Raw genomic sequence first — 19021 nt, forward strand, 5'->3', positions numbered from 1 at the left:
CGATCTCGTCAATTCCTGCTCCTGTGTCGAAAGACGACGTGGATTCTAAAGGATCGAGTTCATCGAAACTCGTGAGCCTCTCTGCAAACGGCCTGTGGTTGCCCGTGGAACGCGGCGAAGCAGGGGCCAACAAGTCAGTCCTTCGAAAAACCGCTGACGACCTGCCTGATGACACCCATGAGTATTTCGCGTTTTTCGAGCGTCAATCCGTCCAGCATTTCTGCAATGCGTTGCGCCTGATCGAGCTTCCGGTTAGATGCTTCGGCAATCAAGGCTTCAAGTTCACATTCAAATATCTCGGCTAGTTCGGCCAATCGCACTACGGACGGAACCGCGGCGCCGGTCTCCATACGAGAGACCGCTTCCCGGCTGATACCCAACGCCTCGGCAACGGCTTCCTGCGACAGACCCGCCTCGGCGCGCCTCGCCGCTATCGCTCGCCCCACTGCTTTCACCAAAGTGGCCTTTCTTTGCTCGTCCATGTGTGACCTTTTACGCACGGCCGTAATGGTCAGGCTAGGGCGACAGAAATCACATGAAGTGTGAGATCACACTGTGATGTTAAACGTTACAATTAGAGAATTAGCTGCTTGATCGTCGGCGATTCACCCATGACCGGGCACTCACGCTGAACGTTTATCTCTTTGATTTTTCTATAAAAATCAGTGTACGAGGCCAAAAACGCTAGATAGTATAGAACTGTCGATTTGACGAACTCATTCGGAGAAAACTATGAGCGCGAAGGCGGAAGTGAAGGGTTTGAACGCGGGCGAAGCGGTCGCAGCGCAGGTGGGCGGTGCGGACGACGCAAAAAACAATACGACGGAGGTCCAGAAAAGGGAGAACCCGGCACGGAAGACGGAGGCAACCGAGACGCCCGAGAAGTTCAAGGCGACGCTGGCGGAACTCGATGAGCAACGCACGGCTCTCGCGAAATCGGCCATCGAGCAATTGAAACCCGGTCGTCCGTTCGATCCCGTCGTGGTCCGCCAGATCAACAAGATCGAGACGAAGAAGAATCGCCTGATCGTGTCGCGATTCGCCTCGCTGCTTCGGAAGAACAATCCGGCAGTTCAGGCCATCGTCCACCAGATCATCGAAATCTGAACGCCGCCGTGCTGATGAACAACCGGGCGCATTGCGATGCGTCCGCATATCGAATTCGCGTCATGTCATCCCTGACATGACGCACCGGGGCGTTGCGTTCGCTCACATGGTCGGGAACGCAACGAAATAGCAGCAGCAATACCAACAGATAACAAGGTCAATAAATGACGTTGAACGTTGCAACAACAATCGCTATCGGGGTAAGCGCAGTCCTGATTTCGGCGTGCGGAGGCGGTGGTGGTGGTTCAGCATCGACGGCTTCCGCTCCTACCACGGCGTCGGCACCGACGACTGCTTCGGCACCCACCGCAGCAACACCCATTCCGGTTCAGGCATCGTCGTATCTGAACAAGATGGATGCTGCCGCAGCACTTGGACCTCAACCGCTTCCTTCCGAAGTCACCCAAGGCAATGCCGTTGCGTTCGGGGATTTCTTTCAGGACGGCACGTATTCGATGGTCACGGCCACTTGCGCCGACACGAATTGCGGCGGTCCCGGTGGAAACGGAACGATTCACTTTTACAAGCTGATCAGCGGACAATGGGTCGATCACACGTCCGATATCCTGTCCGACAATACCGGCTGTGATCACCCGCGAAAAGCAATCGTCGCCGACTTCAACGGCTCCGGCAAACCCGGCGTATTCTTCGCGTGCCACGGCGTGGATTCGGCACCGTTTGCAGGCGAACAACCTCGCATTCTGCTGCCGCAAGCAAACGGCAAGTACACGAACACGTTGCTCCCGTTCACCGGCTATTTCCACAGCGCTTCTGCTGCCGATTTCAACGGCAAGGGATACGCCGACATCGTGGTGGCCGATCCGAGCGTCAACAAATCGCCGTACTTTCTCGTGAATAACGGCGACGGCACGTTCACCGCCGACAAATCGGTTCGACTACCGGCCACCATGCTTCCGTATGATCCGACGACGGGTGCGGCTCAGGACAACTGCATCTCGGCTGGCTGCTCCGCCGAAATTGACACCGCCGAATTGATCGATTTCAGCGGCACCGGCAAGTTCGATCTGTTCCTTGGTGGACGCTCTCTCGATCCCGAGGGCATCGGCAACTGGATTCCGACGATCTTCCACAACCAAGGGAACAACACGTATTCGCAAAGCAACGTGACCACGCTGCCGTACAGCACGACGTATCAAACGGCGCTCGATATCGTCTACACGAACAACTCCATCTATCTGACGAACGTACAAAGCATGCCGAACGGCTCTGCATCGATTTATGGCTACAGCGACATCGAGAAGAACAGCGGCACCAACTTCCAGACGAACGCAACGCTCTGGAATGAAACGGCCCCGTTCGCGAATTCGATGACGTGGATTAACTGGATCATTCCGTATCAGGGAAAGATCGACGCGATGAACTCGACGTACAACGTCTCGGTCTCGCAGTAAACGCAAAAACGACGCCGCTGGATCGGCGGCGTCGCATCAACGATCACTCATTCATGAAAACAGCCAATTTCCTGATCGGCGTCGTGTTGCTCGCCGGATCGACTTGTGCTTCCGCTCAAGCCGATAATCCGGCGAAGCAGTGGAAACATGCCGCCAACGAAGCAAACAATGTATTTCTCGCTGGCCGCAAGGTATACGGCAGCGGGAACGCGCCGCCAACCTGTGCATCCGCACTCAAGCAACAGTTCGAACTTGGACAGAAAGTCGAAGCTGAACTCAATACCGCACTGAAAGTCGTCAATGGAATGGGCGGCATGCAGAACCCGAACGCCAAAGCGTACTTCGCGGACACGCTTCGCACCGCGAGCAGCGAAGTCGTTGCGCTCGATTCCAACACGATATCCAGTTGCGGACTGTAACGACCTATGAAGATGGCTAGCTGCCGTAGTTGCGGCAATTCGATCTGGAACACGACGAAACAATGCCCGGTATGTGGCACTAAGCAACGCGGAGCCAGAGCAAACGCCCGCAGGGAAAACCTCGATCCGAACGAGCGCGACGTGTCCGGCCTATACCTGCTTCTCTTCGGGTTCTTCTACCTGAAATACAAGGGATGGCACCGAGCTGCGCTCGCTCATTTCCTCATGTGCTTCTTCATGATGGGAACCATGTGGCTCGCCCTTCCATTCTATGCAAAGCGGTTCGTAGATTATTTCGAAGAACTTTAAACGATATGAAAAACATCACCATTGCTGCCCTGCTGTTCGCGGTATCCACCGCCGCCTTCTCGGATGGTCCCGCGTTCAACTGTGCGAAAGCATCGTCCAAGGTCGAAAAGATGATCTGCGCCGATTCGACGCTTTCTTCTGCCGATTCGGTGAACGCCGACATGTACAAGGAAGCGCTGCAAACGACTGATAACCAAAACCGCGTCAAGCAGGAACAGCGCCAGTGGCTAAAGATGAGAAATGCTTGTCAGACCGCCGATTGCATCTCGAAAGCATATGACACACGTTACAACCAGTTTCAACACGAACGCCTCGTGAATAGCGGTGCGGTCAACCTCGACGGATCGACCGGCCATTGACATCGCCGATCACAACAAGGTGGCGACACGACCGCCAGCATACAAAGCGGATCAAAGATCCGGCCAACGAACCAGGGCACCCCGCCCTGGTTTTTTTTCGCCCATCGAATCTGAATGACAACGCACCGGAGCATAACAATGTCCGACAACAACAGTCGAACCGCTTCTGAAAACAATCCGTTCGCAGGCTTCGCCGTCCCTCTGATCGAACTCGGTCGAGTCGTTGTAACTCGCGCCGTCCTCGAACACCTTGAACGAGAGGCCGCCGACATCTATCGGTACCTACGTCGTCACGAACATGGCGATTGGGGCAACGTTACGCCGAAAGATGCCGAGGCAAACCTGTTGGGAGCTATCCACGGCGGACGCACATTCTCGGCATACGAGGTCGCGGGCAAGCGCGTATGGATCATCACGGAAGGAGATCAATCCTCGACCTGTGTACTATTCCCGAGCGAATACTAAAGCGAAGACGAATGGACGCAACCCAACAAATCGAAGCCGCTGCCGAACTGATCCGAAACGCGAATGGAATCCTCATAGCGGCAGGCGCAGGTATGGGCGTCGATTCCGGCCTGCCTGACTTTCGCGGCGAAGATGGTTTCTGGCGCGCGTATCCCGCGTTGCGTGCCGATCGCATCGGCTTTCAGGACATCGCGAACAGCGAAGCATTGAAACGCGATCCGGTCCGCGCATGGGGATTCTACGGCCATCGGCTCAACCTCTATCGGGGTACCGTTCCGCACAAAGGGTTCAACATTCTGCGTCGATGGGCGTCCATGAAAGAGCACGGCGCATTCGTGTTCACCAGCAACGTCGATGGACAATTCCAGAAGGCTGGCTTTCCGGAAAATCGAATCCTCGAATGCCACGGTTCGATTCACCGTCTGCAATGTTCGAAAGACTGCTCGAACGAAGTGTGGTCGGCAAATGATTTCTACCCAGAGGTAGACGAAGATCGCTGTATCCTGACATCGTCGCTTCCGCGTTGTCCGAAGTGTGGCGGCGTGGCGCGTCCGAATATTTTCATGTTCGACGATTCGTACTGGAACGACTACCGTGTACGAGTCCGGCGCATGCGATCCGAAGCGTGGTTACTGAGCGTCAAACGAATGGTCGTTGTGGAAATCGGCGCGGGCCGAACCATTCCGATCGTCCGCAACGTTGATGAGAGAACCGGTTCGCCAGTCATTCGGATCAATCCATCCGATTACGCGATTGACCCGCAGAAAGGCATCGGTCTACCTGGTCGCGCCTTCAATGTACTACGGTTGCTTGAGGGCAGCCTCCTCTGATCGACCAGAAGTCCAGATCGTCACCATGTTCAGGTTTGAATACTTCCGCTTGTAGGCGCCTCCAGATCCGCACGTCATCTTTCGAGTACCAGCAGGCGCTCAATTTGCCTCCTGCACATCGCTTAATATTCCTGAGGCACTTACTAAAATAATTATCCTTGTACAAGTTTAACGCGTATCTATAATAATTTTGCCGCCGATCCGCCCACGCAAAAAAGGAGAATATCGATGAGCGAGCTTTCGATGCAGGACTGGAAGGTTTTCTTGAAGGCGAGAATCGAGCAAGAGCAGGGGAAAGACGAGGAAGCGCTTCATGTCTTCGATGATCTTCTTGCGAAATACCCTGGCGACCCACATCTATCAGCTTCTCGTGCATTTGCGCTTCAGCGCCTTGGTCGGACAGATGAGGCGGCGGCAGCTCATGTCGCTGCGAAGTATGCAGCTCTTGGGCGCACGCTTGTCGGTAATCAGGACAAGCCTGATCTTTGGACAAGTCAACTTAGCTCTGTCCTCACGGATGTTGATAATTTCGAAAAGAGTGGAAAGCTGGCCGCTGCGCTTGTCGCTTGGTGAGAGTAACAAATTCAAATCAAGATAGCGACGATGACAGATCGCAGACTATATGTCTGACGGATCGGCGTAGCCACCCAACTTGGAGGCCGATGGAATGCGGCTGACTGGACATTCTGTCATAAAGTTTGACTCGTTCCTGCCCCTCTACAATTGGATCTATCCAATCGGCGGCTCAGCCTCAAAACGCTTTATCGGGAAAGATGCTGCAGACGTCTTCCATCATATTCAACCGTCCCTCAGTCGAGCCCTCTATATCCACATTCCGTTTTGCGACACGATTTGTTCGTTTTGTCCGTTTGTTCGTACGGCGGGATACGACTCCCAGGAGATTGGGAAATACGTCCAGACGCTCGTACGAGAAATTGAACTGAAGGCGCGGATCCCAACACTCACGAGCACGCCCATCGGAGCAGTATTCTTCGGAGGGGGGACGCCTTCGGTCCTGTCGCCGCATCAAATCAGAACGATTGGCAACGCTCTCAGAGAAAATTTTGATCTCGGAAAATGCCGTGAATTTTCATTCGAATTCGAAGTGAAGTCCGCAACTGAGGCGCGTGTGGCGGCCGCCCTCGATATCGGTGTCACTCACGCTCGCTTCGGTGCGCAAACCTTTGTTCCTTCTTTTCGAAAGCATTTCAGGTTAAGTGCCTCAGTCGAGGTATTAAATAGGGCAGCGCAGCTACTTCAGAACGCTTTCCCTCATTCTTCCTGCGACATTCTCTACGGTATGCATGGGCAAACTGAAGAGGATTTAGAATTTGACATCGAGCAAGCTTCCAACCTCGGGCTTGCTAATCTAGACTTCTATCCACTAAACAACTTAGTTACTCAGCCGGTCCTGTCCACGAGCTTCGCCAACTCCAATTCGAAGCCAACATCTGGGCTAACGAAGCACTACATGAGCTTATACGTACGAGAGGCGCTCCGAACTCGCGGTTATTTACCGCACAATGGCCACGGATTCGTTCGCACGCAACTCGCAAAGTCTCACGATAGACCGCTAATAACACCGGAGTATTCGTTCGTTTACCATGAGCATACGCTTGGCTACCCTAGCCACGACGTGCTCGGTTTTGGTGTGAATGCTATTTCCTCATTTTCTGGCTTTGTTGTTTCTAATACAGAATCTAGAAAAATTTATGACGAAGCCATATCTGATGGTCAACTCCCCATAGTCGTTAGGGAACATTCCCGTGAAACCGATGCTTGCAGACCCTTAGCACTTGCGTTGCCATACCACGGAGAAATACCCAGGAGCTGGATTGACACAAACTTTGTGCCTCATGAGATCATGGAGCGACTCGTGCAATTGCGAGATCATGGCCTTGTGAGAGAAACTTCCGATGCATATGCCTTAACTGAGGATGGACTCGCGTGGTATGTAAATATGATGTTCTATCTCAGTCCGGAAATGGAGCGTTTTGCGCTAGCAAAGATAATACAGCAAGCACTCGGTGACAAAAGAAGGAGAATTGAAGAAAGCGGTCTCTCTGGATTTAACTTTGGCAAACAGATACCAATACATCCACAATAATGTCACTCGCTTCAATCACACCACGATTGATCGACGACCCGTCGGCATACTATGCAGCCATTCGCGAATTCGTTGGCCCGAACGGCGTAGTGTGGGATGAGACAGTAGGAGCTTGGATCGTTTCGGGATACGAGGTGTGCTCTCGATTACTGCTGTCAGAAGATCTTTGCCGCAAAAGCGTTAAGCTCCCTCGCACAAAAAATGCAGATTTGGTGACCTGCGCAGAGAATATCCTCAATCGGCAGCTTATCTTTAATGCTGGTTCTCGCTCGACGCGGAGCTATTGGTACGCGCGAGCGACAGGTCTCAGCGAGGAGCAACTCCACAACATCGCGGAAAGCGTTCTCTCTTGCGGAAATCCGGCGGATTTGTATAGCAGTGTTCTGCAGCCATTCGCATCGAAAGTCGCAGCCGAATGCATTGGACTAACTGAGACCGATCGCGTCGACCTTTACCCCCTCATTAGTGGGTGCGTTCGATTCTTTGACGGCAAGCTAAGAAGCGAATCAGATTTCGAGTCGTCGATGTTTGCCATCGTTTCCTTATACGATCGACTTGGAATGTTATTCAAGAAAGAAGTGGCTGCTAGCCCCGATCCTCAATGGCTCGCCAATTTACAGTTCACCCTTGTTGCCGCTCACGAGAGCACGGCATATTTGTTGGCTACGATTTTTCTTCAAGGGGTAAGCGTCGCGCCGGTGCCGGTTGCCAAATTAGCCGCCGAGAGTATCCGATTCGATAGCCCAGTTCAGATTATAGGCCGCATTACCGCACGAGAGATTCGCATTGGAGATACGTGGCTTCCGGCAGGTGAGCGAATATTTCTCCATGTTGGCGCGGCGAACAGAGATCGATCGGTGTTCAACGACGCCGACGAGTTTTTGCCCTATCGCATCGGAGCTAAGCCGCTGTCCTTTGGACTCGGAGACGGTCAGTGCTTGGGAAGGGGGCTGGCGATGAGATCGGCGCAAGCCTTTTTGAATGCCTTAAAGTCACGTAATGAATGGATAGCTATCAACGGCAGCACACCCCGCACCATTGGCATATCCGGAAGAGGTTTTGCAGTCCTTCCGGGGAGGATCGTGCCGATGCGAGATTTGGTCCTGACTCAGGTGGACAAAAATGCTGACCAATAGCGACGTTGTCCGCGAGGTCTGGTCTGCAATCGAACGCAGAGATTGGGATGTGCTGCGGTCGCTTTGCGATGAGCGGTGTATTTACACTCTGCCACAAAGCGGTGAAAGATATAGCCGAGACGGCTTTGTGAGGCTGAATCGCGAGTATCCAGGTGAGTGGCATGTGAACGTTCAAAGCCTTATCGGCTGTGAAACGTGGGTTGTGACCGAGGTCACCGTGTCATTCCGGGATCGCATTGATACCGGAGTATCGCTATTTCGCGTCGATTCCGGAAGAGTTGTCGAGATTCGCGAGTACTGGCCGGAGCCATTTGAAGTGCCTGCCTGGCGCAACGACTGGGCGGAGCGACTATGACGGACAATCCGTCGGATTTCGCCCCCGACTTCCGCTTGGACTCGTCAACGAAACCCTCGCTGGAGGAATACGGACGTTTCCAGCAGCATCTCGTGCTTCTTGAGGACGCTGGACGAATTGAACGGTTTCGCTCAGCAATCGATACCGTCCCTGCAGGCGATGTTGTCATTGATGTTGGCGCAGGAACTGGCGTGCTGGGTCTTTTATCGCTAATTGGAGGCTTTCAACACGCAATCCTCATCGAGCCATCCCGAAAGATGAGCGCATATGCACGACATCTGGCGGCACTGAACGGGCTTTCGGACCGAGTGACTATAGTTACGGCGCGATTGGAGGACGTAGACTTCCGCCTGCTCCCGACGTCAATTGACATGGTAATTTCCGAAACACTATCCTCAGTGATATTTGGATTCGGATCATGGGACTTCATGTCGACTCTTGTTGACCGTCTGCGCGATCCGCGCAATGTGATTCCAAGTCGGGGACGCTTACTGGTGGCGCCGACCTCCAGGCGGATGGCGACTCGCGGTCCAGATTCGGATGGGTTATCGATACTCAAAAGTGCCGGGTTGACGGTAGACCTGTTTGAACGAACGTTCCGAAGCGCTGGAAATATTTACGATAAAGCAGAAGTAGCGCTCGCGTTGGCGAATGGGACTCTTCAGGCTGCAGAACTAGCATCATTTGACTTCGGGCGAAATCCGCCAATCATGTTAGACGGTGTTAATCTGGCGCCCGCGCCGGGAGGAACTGTTGGCATTGTTCTGTTCTGGGACGTCCAACTCGCTGCGAGGGCGCCGGATGAACAGTTTACGAACTTAGATCCCCTCGTTACAAGCTGGTATCCCTACTACATCGAATTTACCCAACCCATAGAAACAACAGCGCACATACAATTGCAGCTAGTTGCGTGTGATGCACCATACACGTATGCGTTCCGCATCCTTGCTGACTGTGAGCCGGTGACAAATGTCCTTTATTGGTGATCAGCCCACGCCAGTACCGACGGCTCCCGAGTCGCCGCGCGGATTTCACCTCCTACTCGAGTTCTATCGATGTGGGCGGGATATATTGACCAGTTCCGATAGTCTCGAGGGGATCCTTCGTGAGGCAGCCTCACTTGCGAGTGTGCACGTCCTGCAGTCCTACTTCTATAGATTTGAGGGAGGTGGTGTAACCGGAGTGTTAGTGCTTGCCGAGTCTCACCTGTCGATACATACATGGCCCGAGCATCGTTATGCAGCCGTCGATTTCTTCACATGCGGAAGTGGACGACCGCAGCGGGGGCTACGGTGTCTTCGGGATGGCCTTCAGGCTCGTGAAATGAAGGCCATTACAGTGATGCGCGGATCATCGTCAGAGTTTGGTTCTCTTATCACTTTTCGGTCATGCGGGCGGCTTGATACTGAACGCGACCTAAGCCGAACTCTGCCGGATTGTTTCTTTTGAGACCAACTGCCGAAGAGTGCACTCTGCTATAACTAGCTACGTCGCCGGATCGACGTCTATTCCCAAGTCTGCAAATAACTCCTCCACCGTCATCGGACCGGACCATGGGCCATGATCTGCGTTGAGGATTGCAAGCACGGTTTCGTCGGAAAGGCCGGTATCGTTCGTCGCTGCGATTCGGTCGAGCAGTCGCCGAAAGCGACGCCTCCTTGCCTCACTGGCCCGCTTTATTCGTTTTGCAGCATTCATATGCAATCGTCGTCACAAAAAGACAGGCTAGCCCCTACCGAGCATCAGCGTTGATCGAGCTTAGTCGCATTGGATTGTTTCGGCATAGCATCGTCATAGCAACGGGCGCATGTGATCCGCATTTGCAGTAGTTTTGGTTATTCGCCGACGCTTTCCCGCCCGCCAGTCAACGCTTCAAAAACCAAGTCGGTCTGCTCTCGCGCGTTTGCTCCGAAGGTTGACTTCACGAACTCGTAGTCTTCTATCAGAGTATCGAGCAGGCTTAGCAGGCCGCCAGTCTCGCTGTTGAAGAGGAAAGTCTTCACGTCTTCGAAGATTCGATCCTCTTCCTCGTCCCACAACCAATCGATGTGTACAACCCGTTGATCGACCCATGCTTTGATAACATCACGAACCGTCTTTTCAAAAGAAACCTTCGTGGCGAGAAGCTCGTCAACCCTATCTGCCTTCTCCTTCATTTGTCTAGCTCGATATACGTTCTGGAGCGTTGAATTTCTTCTATGCCTTTCGTTCTCCAGGAACAGAGCCCGGCAATCCACCAAAATGGAATCCACCAAGAGATTCCCCGTGAACTCATCGCCAACCTTTATCGCCCTGAGTCGGCGGATTTTCTCCTTCAGCGCACCAAGCCGCTGCCCAAAGACGTTTTCGATCTTGCTTTCGATACAGGCGTAGCCTCCAGCAGCGACAAAGTCTTTGACCTCTTGCGCTGTTGCGAGCAATGGAATGAAAGGATTGTCGGGATTCCACTTTACGTTCTTCATATCTAGTTTCGAGACCATATATTTTTTCGTCAACGTGAAAGCTGCATGGTACTGCTCAGTTTCCGAGGTGGAGAAATAGCCGAATCTACTGCAACCCACTACAGGACGTCGGCGCTGATTTGCTTCAATCGTACCGGATTGTCTTCGACGTAGCGTGCCGTCATCGCAATCGACGCGTGGCCCATGAGCGTAGATACCGCTTTGATGTCTACGCCTTTCTCAATCAAGGTCGTCGCAAACGTGCGACGGCCCGAATGACTCGATGCGCCATGCATACGAGCCTTTGCGTACATGCGATGAAACAACTGTTGCAACGTGTTTGGACTGAACTGTCCGCCCTTCTGCGAACGGAACAGAGGCGCGTCGTAGTTGAACGCGATGCCATCGGCCGTACGGCGCTCATCGAGGTAATCGCGAATCGCGTCCGCGACTTTCTGGTTCGCGAGGTAGGCGTGGCGTTGTTTGCTGCCCTTCGTCATCGAGCCATCAAGGTTGATTTCGTCCAGCATTTCACCATCAAGATCGAGAACATGGCGGATTCGAAGTGCCGCCATCTCTTTCGCACGCAGCCCGAGTCCGAATGAGCAGTACAGGAGAGCAATGTTTCGTTTCGCGTGGGCTTCTTTCTTCGCTGCGTTGACGACGCGACGGAACTCCGATTCGGTCAACACCTTTGCCTGACCTTCTCGCACAGATCACCCCGAAAATGTTTATAAAGTGTTCGATTACCGACCTTTATAAACATTCTATCCAGCCCTCGGAGCCTCGTACACTGGCAGGATGGCTCAGGCGTTCGGAATGTTTACCTTTTGTATTTCCTAAACATTCCTCGGGGTCGATCGGTCAGGCATGGACGGATCGAACGCCAGCCGCCCAGGTCGCCGCGAGGGCCATTCCCTCCAACTGGCTGATAGATAGCTATGGCCAAGGCCGGTTGCCGCCCCGGCGGCGTGGCCGCGAACAACACCCCCACACATCTCTATACTGTTGTAGATCACGAGTTGTTCCCCGACCCGCACGCCCGCCCTGGCCAGTCCGAGCCTCCAAACGAAAACCGATAGAATGCCGGGACGCGACAAGTTCCAGCTCTACATCGAGCTCCCAAGCCCGCAGACATCATGACAATACGCGCCGCAAAGTCGCCCGAATCGGAAATTCCCTTCGAAGTTGCCACGCTGCCAGAGCCAGCGCTACATATGCTCCTCGTTCTGGAATGGTTGAAATGCTTTCAGCAAAACGCCGATTTCAAATCGTACTGCGACGCAAAGCGAAACGGCGACGACGAGACTTGTGCTGCACTGGAACAAGTTCACATTCGAATCGCAGAGCTGTACCACGACTGGGGCAACATTCACATCTTGCCGCCAATGAATGAGAGCAACAATTGGTGGAACTGGTTCGAACCGAGACAGCATCTGTTCGTCTTACCTGATGTCGAAATCGCAGATCCCATTGAGTGGATGGCGGAGCCTGACGGTACGACGCTCATTGCAATACCCAATGGCCTCAGAAAAGAACAACTACTGCAAGTCCTGACGCACTTCGTCTCCAACCATCCCGACATCTTGGGCGACGGTCCGAAGTATGAAATCCAGCGCGTGAAGGGAGAAAGCCTGCCCGACACGTTGAAGCGGATCTATCGAGCGCGCACCGTGTATCTGATGCAAGCAGTTCAGTACGTCGATCCGAGCACCAGCAAATCGTTCTCGAGCAGAGCAGCTGGTTCTGTCGTAAAGAGTCCGGAAGCCAATCGCCTCTTCGGCTTCGACTGGTTCATTAACGGAGAAGTGAATCAAAAATTGTTCGACGCGGGCAAGCTGCCCTCTGAGGAACTAAAGAGCTACACGAAGACCATCGACAACCTACGAAAGTCCTACCAAGCCTGCATCGACAATACGATTCTGGGTGTCTTCCCCGTCACGAGGAGCATCTAGGATCGGCCAAGGTTTGAAGTGACTCGCAAGCCCGAAGATCGGAAGGTCTTCGGGCTTTTTATTTGCCCGACGACGGCGCGTTCAGAGCCATCCGCAATCTTGCGAACAGCAGGAATTCCTGCTTTTCGCAAACAGCGACCTCGCCTCAGTTCATCATTCGTCTCGTCCACTAACCCACACAAGGAGAGACAAATGTTGAATGAAATCAACTCGATGCTGAACGAATTTACCCAAAAGCGTGCGGCACTCAAAGCCGAACTGACGGAGTTGGAACAGAAGGAAGCAGCGTCGAAGGCGAACCTGCATGCAGAAGCTGTTGCACAAGCTCAAGCACTGCTCGATGCGTTCGACATCGCGCCCGATGAGGTGACGTTCAAGGCAAAGCGCACTCTCAAGCCGAAGTATCGCGACCCCGAGACCGGCAAGACGTGGCACGGTTTTGGCAAGCGCCCGGCGTGCTTCAAGGGTATCAAGAATCTCGACGCTTATCTGATCGACGGACCGAAGACGAGTGCCACGACGACCAAAAAAAACGGCCCGAACAAGACCAATGGCGAAAAGCGCTCCACCGACCAACCCGTCGCCAGCGCAACCGCGTCCAATCCTGTAGCGGAAGCGAATGCCGTCGAATCGAACGATATTGCGTCGATGCGCGCTTCGGCACACGCCGTTTCCCATCCTCACGATCAAGCGCCGTCGCCGGATTCTGCCAGCGAAGACGGCGGCGAGTATCGCCTGGCGACGTTCTATGAGCACTCGCCTGCCTTCGGTTCGAATCGCTACGTTTGAGAAAAGCGGCGCACTTTCATCTCTACATAAGCCGAGCCAACTGACTGGCTCTTTCCCAGTATCACCGGTTGCGCATGCTCCATACAGGCTAAGGCGACCGGATTCTATGACTTAGGAGAACGTCTATGAAACTTTCGATGCCTCAATTCGCTTGCAGCGTTCGCCGAGAAGTGCCTTCGGCTGGCGTACACCTCGCCCGATGCACCGGCATGTGGGATATCGGCACGCAGAAGGGGTTCTTCGAAGGGGGCCATACCGTGGCCCGCCGTCTCATTCTGTCCTTTGAGGTAGCCGATCAATTCCATTCCCGCTGGGGAACCCCGCTTGGCATCTGGTGGCGGTACACGGCGTCGTTGCATGGCAAATCGCGCCTGCGGCGACACATCGAAGGCTGGCTCGATTGCAACCTCGAAGAGCAGCATCTTGAGTCGTTCGAACTCCCGTCGCTGCTTGGGAAGCCGTGCCAGCTTGTTATCGGACACGCGCCCAATACGGTAAATCCTCGCGCAACCGTCGAGCAGATTCTTCCCGTACCGGCAAACGTGACTCTGCCCGACGCGATGAACGATCCCTCGTACTTCAGCCTGGACAGCCCCAACATGGAAATGTTTGACAGTCTGCCGCAGGCCATCCGAACCATGATTTCTGCAAGCCCTGAGTGGCAAGAAATCAAACAGGGCCAACCTGCGAACGATCTGACTGCGGACAGTGTTGCCGCCTGATTCAGCGGCAGGGCTGCGCCCTGCCAATCGCGTCTGCCTTGACGCCCTACTGGAAAGAGGGTCCTTGGGGCGCGGGAACAACTGCCACGCTACAACAGTATAGAGATGTAGTGAGGGTGTTGTTCCCGTGGCCACATATCCACCACGCCACGTACTACCTACCACAAACGCTTTACATTTCATGGAGAAAAGTATGAATAACATTGATAGCATCACTAACGATACTAGCGTAAAAAATAATGATCAACGCGATGCGTTTGCAGACAAATTTATGAAGATGGCGAAACAGCACGGCATTTTTTATACGATGACTTACGACAAGGACAACTTCTCTATCCGCGTCGATGGAACGCACATGAAGCAAAACTGCAATCTTAATAACGTGTACGCAGAATATCGAGCGGCCTACGGGAAAGCGCGAGATGCCATTCTGAGGAACTATCTCCGTGGCGTCAAAGAAGCACTTTCGAGTGATGTAGTGCTGGGCGCGCCGTTCAACAAGATTCGCCACCGCCTGCGCCCTTTGCTCCGCAACCGGATTTTGACCGACAACGAACGCTATGAATTCAAGGGTGATGATCCCAGTGAATTTCGGCCCACCCCTCGGAAATTGTTCAGCAGCGATGCGAACATTGTTCTGGGAGTCGACTCGCACCACACCCTCATGGAGGTACGCCAAAAACACCTCGAATCGTGGGGAATTTCCTTCGATGATGCACTCGATATCGCGATGAACAATCTGGAGGCGGTATCGCCGATTCACTTTGAGGGTAGCCGGGAGGGAGTCTTTCGCGGTGGATGGTTGGACTATTACGACTCGTCTCGACTGCTCCTGCCCGATCTGTTCTCGCGATACGGTCACTTCGATGATCCCGTGATCGTGATTCCCGAAAGTGGGGTGATCTACATCACGAACAAAGCTGACAAGGCGGCACAGCTCCACATGCTCAATGCGTTGCAAAAGCATGTGAACACCACGCTGAAGATCGTTTCGACGCAGATGTATCACTTCGTTGATGGGAAGCCGACTGAGTACAAACCTGAAGACAATCAGTTGGAGTTCAAGCTCGCCGAGATCAACAAGCCGCTCTTTCAGAGTTATGCGCAGCAGCAAAAGAAGATCGTCGAAGACTATCTTATCGAGACTGGAAATTGGGCTTACTTTATGTCACCCATGGTCGTCCGCGCCAAAGAGAAAGACTCCATCGCTACTGTTTGCTGCTGGTCGAATGACATGGAGTGTATTTTTCCTGAAGCCGACATTGTTACCGTTACGCATGTCACCAGCGCTGATGAAGGCACGTTCCATGTTCACAGCGACCCCGTTCTGATGTGGTGCGATGTCATCGAGAAGTACGGCCATCTTCTTCAGAAAATGGAGGGCTTCCCGAACCTCTACCGCGCTGCACCCTTCGCGAACCATCAAGAGGCGACGGCAATGGCTGCGTAATTCGGGGGCGGGAACAACTGGCGATTCACAACAGTATAGAGATAGTAGTGATCGTGTTGTTCCCGCAGCTCCGATAAATACCAGCGAAGCAGGAACAACCTGTCTGACATCGCCGCTTCGCGTCGTTACCAGACTGCCTCAACCGGTGCAACGGGTCGTTTCCTCGCTTCAGTCGTACTGGTAACACGACTCAAATGGCGAAGCGGAATCCACGCAGAGATTCCGCATATACGAAATAAGGAATCCCATGTCACAAAAGCAGAAAGTCGCCGTAAACAGGCGCATCATCAACAAGATCGACAGACAAAATAACGAACAGAAGCGAATACTTACCAACGACTTCGAAAACATGGAACTGACGCCGCAAGAGCTGGCGTCGTTCATCAACGAAGGCAATCCCTTCTGTGCGCAGCATCAGGGCTCGCGAAAGAAAGAGCACTTTCTCTGCTCGGGTGTGCTGTCAGTCGATATCGATCATGGCCTGACACTGGACGATGCTATGCAGGATCAGTTTGTGCAGCAGTACGCGTCAATCGTCTACACCACGCCATCACATACACCTGACAAGCATCGCTTTCGGATCGTCTTCCAGCTTGATCGAACCATCATCGATCCGCAGGAAATGCGCCATGCGTATGTGGGTGTAATCCGAAAGTTTGGTGGCGACGGATCATGCAGCGACGCTTGCCGCCTGTTTTATGGCAGCAAGGGCTGCAACCCTATCGTTCTCGGTAACATTCTGCCGTCTGTCGAACTGGATCAACTGATCGCCATTGGAAGTGATGTGCGCGTCAGCGATTCGAGTGGCGACTCCGATGGCACGGCCAAGTATGCTCCGACTGGCAATCGTTCGCGGGCTTCGCTGGAGAATAATCTCACGGTTCGACTCGCAAAGGGCGGCAGTGCGAAACTGGATAGCCTGAATGCTCGTACTCCGATTCACTGCCCTGTTCATAGTCCCGATTTCAACGCAAGTGCGATGGTCGTGGTGAACGAACACGGAAAGCGCGGCGTCTATTGCAGCAAGTGTGCATGTACGTACTGGCACGACGAAGTGCGCCAGAGTCAGCACGCGCCGTATGACTTTAATCGCGTCGCTAACGCTGTCCGTCAGCTAGCACACGATGAGTTTCCGTATCATCACGATGACCTCTACAACATCGATGATGACGAAAACCTGATTCCTCCCACTGAAGAGGAAATCGCGGACTGGCAACGCACGCTTGCCGCGCGATCCAATATCGTCATGTACGATAAATTCATGCCGAAGAGGCCACTTGCACCGGGTGTGACATTCGTGAGAAGCCGCAAGGGCTCCGGAAAATCAACCCAACTCAAGAACATCTGCGACCAGTGCAAAGCAGAAGGGCTTTCCGTCCTGCTTATCGGCCACAGGCAAACGCTGTTGCGTGGGATGTCGAATGACCTTGATCTGGTCCCCTATCTCTATGAGGAAGGCGGAAAGCAGCGGAACAATAGTCCGGCGAACCGCTATGCCATCTGCGCCGACAGCATGTGGAAGTTGCTCAAGCCGCACCTGCACACATACGATGTCGTGATCATTGACGAGGCTGAACAGGTATTCGGCCACATCACATCGGCGTCTACGCTGAAGGAAAATCGCAGCCACTGCTTTCAACTGCTTTGCGCATATCTCGCAGATGCGAAGTCGATCATTTTGTGTGACGCCGATCTTGACTCTGTAAGCGTCGAGACCATCATGCAGATCGTCGATGGCGATGTGCCGTATCGCTTCTACCTGAACGACTATCGGCCCGAGGCGAAACAGTATGATTTCTACGCCGATGAGAAGCACCTTGTCGCTAATATGAATGCAGTCATTGGTAATGGTGGACGGCATTACGTCGCAACAAACTCGCAGCGAAAAGCCACTCACCTGTACGAATCGATCAAAAATGATCATCCTGAAAAGAAGGTGATTCTTGTCACCTCCCTTGAAACGAGTGATCCCGTTACACAGCGATTCATCGACAACATCAGGACGGAAATCCTGAACTATGACGTCGTAATTGCTTCGCCGACGCTCGGAACCGGAATCGATATCACGTTTGAGAACGACGCACAGGAAATCGACACGGTGTTCGGCTTCTTTGTCTCCCGCGTCAACACGCACTTCGATATGGACCAACAGCTTTCGCGTGTCCGTAACCCGAAGGCCGTGAAGGTATGGGTCACGCCCGAGCGCTTCAATTTCGAAACCGATCCTGATGCAATCGAAGCTGAACTGATTCTCTGCCGGAACCTGAACGACATGATTCGTGGCTGGACGAAGGATCGTCTGCCTATTCTCGATCAGGCGTTCCTCAAGGTCTACACGCAGGTTATCGGCAGGGATCGAGCCTCGAAAAATGCCCTTCGTCGCAACTTCGTACAACTGCGCGAACAAAACGGCTGGCGCACAAATCTGGTCGAGCGATCGGTCAGTGAGTCGAAGATGGGTGCGGCGCTGCTCAAGGAGGCAAAGGCTAAGGTAGACGCGAATTATTCCGACGCGGTGTGTCACGCTCAACCTTTGGGAGAGGAAGAGTATCGTGCACTTGATGAGATCAAGAAGACCAAGCCCCTTACTCGGTCGGACGACCATTCGATGCGGCACTACGAGCTGGCTTCGTTTTACCGTTGCCCGGTCGATCCTGCCTTGATAAAGCTGGACAACAACAAGAAATTTCGCGATTGCATTCGTCTGGCCGAGGTGTATTTCGCTCCGCTGTCCGAGACCATCGACCGCAGCCGTCGTTTCGATGACGACAGTGCTCTGGCTCCTGACGCCAACCAACTACCCCTGAAGCGCGAACTGCTGCGCGAACTGTTGGCCTCGGCTGGACTGGCCGATGACGCTCACGCCATTCGTTGCGACGTCAGCTTCACGCAGGCGAATTTGACGAAATTCATAGCAGCGTGGCAGCGCAACGCCGGAGAAATCGAAACGCTGTTCAAGCTTTCGGCACGCGGCGACTTGAACGGAAAGGCCGTGAGCAGCCTTTCGGCAATCCTCGGCCTGATCGGGCTGAAGAAGAAAATGTCCGCGAACTACAAGGTCGGCGAAAAACAGCGCGTGCGCGAATATCAGGTCGATAGCGAGTCCTTGGAGTTGGTCAAAGACATCATCCAGCGTCGCGCGGTATGCACCAAGTGAGCCTTCCT

20 protein-coding genes are annotated in these 19021 nt (G+C 53.6%); 17 read left to right on the top strand and 3 right to left on the bottom strand.

All coding sequences use genetic code 11. The features are described 5' to 3' along the window. Positions 1–134: 134 nt before the first annotated feature. The gene (locus BLU17_RS01785) at positions 135–482 is read right to left on the bottom strand and encodes a helix-turn-helix domain-containing protein (RefSeq protein WP_091993591.1); all 348 of its coding nucleotides are present in this window, start codon (positions 480–482) and stop codon (positions 135–137) included. Between the two features lie 250 nt (positions 483–732). Here BLU17_RS01785 and BLU17_RS01790 point away from each other — a divergent pair, with 250 nt between their 5' ends. The 12 genes from BLU17_RS01790 (at position 733) to speD (ending at position 9948) form a co-directional block, all read left to right on the top strand. Next, complete coding sequence (locus BLU17_RS01790; RefSeq protein WP_091993594.1) at positions 733–1107, top strand: hypothetical protein; 375 nt, start codon at positions 733–735, stop codon at positions 1105–1107. 164 nt (positions 1108–1271) lie between these two features. Continuing rightward, positions 1272–2519: an FG-GAP repeat domain-containing protein gene (locus tag BLU17_RS01795; RefSeq protein ID WP_143189153.1), complete on the top strand. Its 1248-nt coding sequence runs from the start codon at positions 1272–1274 to the stop codon at positions 2517–2519. Between the two features lie 53 nt (positions 2520–2572). Further along, positions 2573–2938: a hypothetical protein gene (locus BLU17_RS01800; protein WP_091993600.1), complete on the top strand. Its 366-nt coding sequence runs from the start codon at positions 2573–2575 to the stop codon at positions 2936–2938. A 314-nt stretch (positions 2939–3252) separates the two neighbouring features. Next, entirely contained in the window at positions 3253–3606 is a 354-nt protein-coding gene (locus BLU17_RS01805; protein WP_091993603.1) for a lysozyme inhibitor LprI family protein, read from the top strand. Between the two features lie 138 nt (positions 3607–3744). Next, a complete protein-coding gene (locus BLU17_RS01810) occupies positions 3745–4071 on the top strand; it encodes a hypothetical protein (protein WP_091994180.1) in 327 nt (108 codons plus the stop codon). An 11-nt stretch (positions 4072–4082) separates the two neighbouring features. After that, on the top strand, positions 4083–4901 hold the full coding sequence (locus BLU17_RS01815) for an SIR2 family NAD-dependent protein deacylase (RefSeq protein ID WP_091993607.1): 819 nt from the start codon (positions 4083–4085) through the stop codon (positions 4899–4901). 228 nt (positions 4902–5129) lie between these two features. Next, positions 5130–5474, top strand: coding sequence for a tetratricopeptide repeat protein (locus BLU17_RS01820; protein WP_091993610.1), 345 nt, complete (start codon positions 5130–5132; stop codon positions 5472–5474). Between the two features lie 94 nt (positions 5475–5568). Then, positions 5569–7008 carry a coproporphyrinogen-III oxidase family protein gene (locus BLU17_RS01825; RefSeq protein WP_091993612.1) on the top strand — a complete coding sequence of 480 codons (1440 nt, stop codon included), beginning with the start codon at positions 5569–5571 and terminating at the stop codon, positions 7006–7008. Between the two features lie 26 nt (positions 7009–7034). Next, positions 7035–8144, top strand: coding sequence for a cytochrome P450 (locus BLU17_RS01830; RefSeq protein WP_176928884.1), 1110 nt, complete (start codon positions 7035–7037; stop codon positions 8142–8144). Continuing rightward, positions 8131–8499, top strand: coding sequence for a nuclear transport factor 2 family protein (locus BLU17_RS01835; RefSeq protein ID WP_091994182.1), 369 nt, complete (start codon positions 8131–8133; stop codon positions 8497–8499). The genes BLU17_RS01830 and BLU17_RS01835 overlap by 14 nt, the downstream gene beginning before the upstream one ends. Next, entirely contained in the window at positions 8496–9485 is a 990-nt protein-coding gene (locus BLU17_RS32155) for an SAM-dependent methyltransferase (protein ID WP_143189154.1), read from the top strand. The genes BLU17_RS01835 and BLU17_RS32155 overlap by 4 nt, the downstream gene beginning before the upstream one ends. Then, positions 9469–9948: an adenosylmethionine decarboxylase gene (gene speD / locus BLU17_RS01840; RefSeq protein ID WP_091993618.1), complete on the top strand. Its 480-nt coding sequence runs from the start codon at positions 9469–9471 to the stop codon at positions 9946–9948. The genes BLU17_RS32155 and speD overlap by 17 nt, the downstream gene beginning before the upstream one ends. 386 nt (positions 9949–10334) lie before the next feature. Here the strand turns inward: speD and BLU17_RS01845 are convergent, their stop codons facing one another. Together BLU17_RS01845 and BLU17_RS01850 are read right to left on the bottom strand one after the other, a co-directional pair. Then, the gene (locus tag BLU17_RS01845) at positions 10335–10961 is read right to left on the bottom strand and encodes a hypothetical protein (protein WP_143189155.1); all 627 of its coding nucleotides are present in this window, start codon (positions 10959–10961) and stop codon (positions 10335–10337) included. 98 nt (positions 10962–11059) lie between these two features. Continuing rightward, positions 11060–11632 (bottom strand): tyrosine-type recombinase/integrase, encoded by a 573-nt coding sequence (locus BLU17_RS01850; RefSeq protein WP_218136988.1) that lies wholly within the window; start codon positions 11630–11632, stop codon positions 11060–11062. A 447-nt stretch (positions 11633–12079) separates the two neighbouring features. Here BLU17_RS01850 and BLU17_RS01855 point away from each other — a divergent pair, with 447 nt between their 5' ends. From BLU17_RS01855 to BLU17_RS01875, 5 genes are all read left to right on the top strand, one after another. Then, positions 12080–12895: a hypothetical protein gene (locus tag BLU17_RS01855; protein ID WP_143189156.1), complete on the top strand. Its 816-nt coding sequence runs from the start codon at positions 12080–12082 to the stop codon at positions 12893–12895. Between the two features lie 192 nt (positions 12896–13087). Then, positions 13088–13684 carry an H-NS histone family protein gene (locus BLU17_RS01860; protein ID WP_091993630.1) on the top strand — a complete coding sequence of 199 codons (597 nt, stop codon included), beginning with the start codon at positions 13088–13090 and terminating at the stop codon, positions 13682–13684. 125 nt (positions 13685–13809) lie between these two features. Continuing rightward, positions 13810–14406 carry a phage replication initiation protein, NGO0469 family gene (locus BLU17_RS01865; protein ID WP_143189157.1) on the top strand — a complete coding sequence of 199 codons (597 nt, stop codon included), beginning with the start codon at positions 13810–13812 and terminating at the stop codon, positions 14404–14406. A gap of 193 nt (positions 14407–14599) precedes the next feature. Then, complete coding sequence (locus BLU17_RS01870; protein ID WP_091993636.1) at positions 14600–15856, top strand: DUF1444 domain-containing protein; 1257 nt, start codon at positions 14600–14602, stop codon at positions 15854–15856. 247 nt (positions 15857–16103) lie between these two features. After that, positions 16104–19013 (top strand): plasmid replication protein, CyRepA1 family, encoded by a 2910-nt coding sequence (locus BLU17_RS01875; protein ID WP_091993639.1) that lies wholly within the window; start codon positions 16104–16106, stop codon positions 19011–19013. Positions 19014–19021 lie beyond the last annotated feature (8 nt).

Source organism: Paraburkholderia lycopersici (assembly GCF_900096975.1).
Lineage (GTDB): Bacteria > Pseudomonadota > Gammaproteobacteria > Burkholderiales > Burkholderiaceae > Paraburkholderia > Paraburkholderia lycopersici.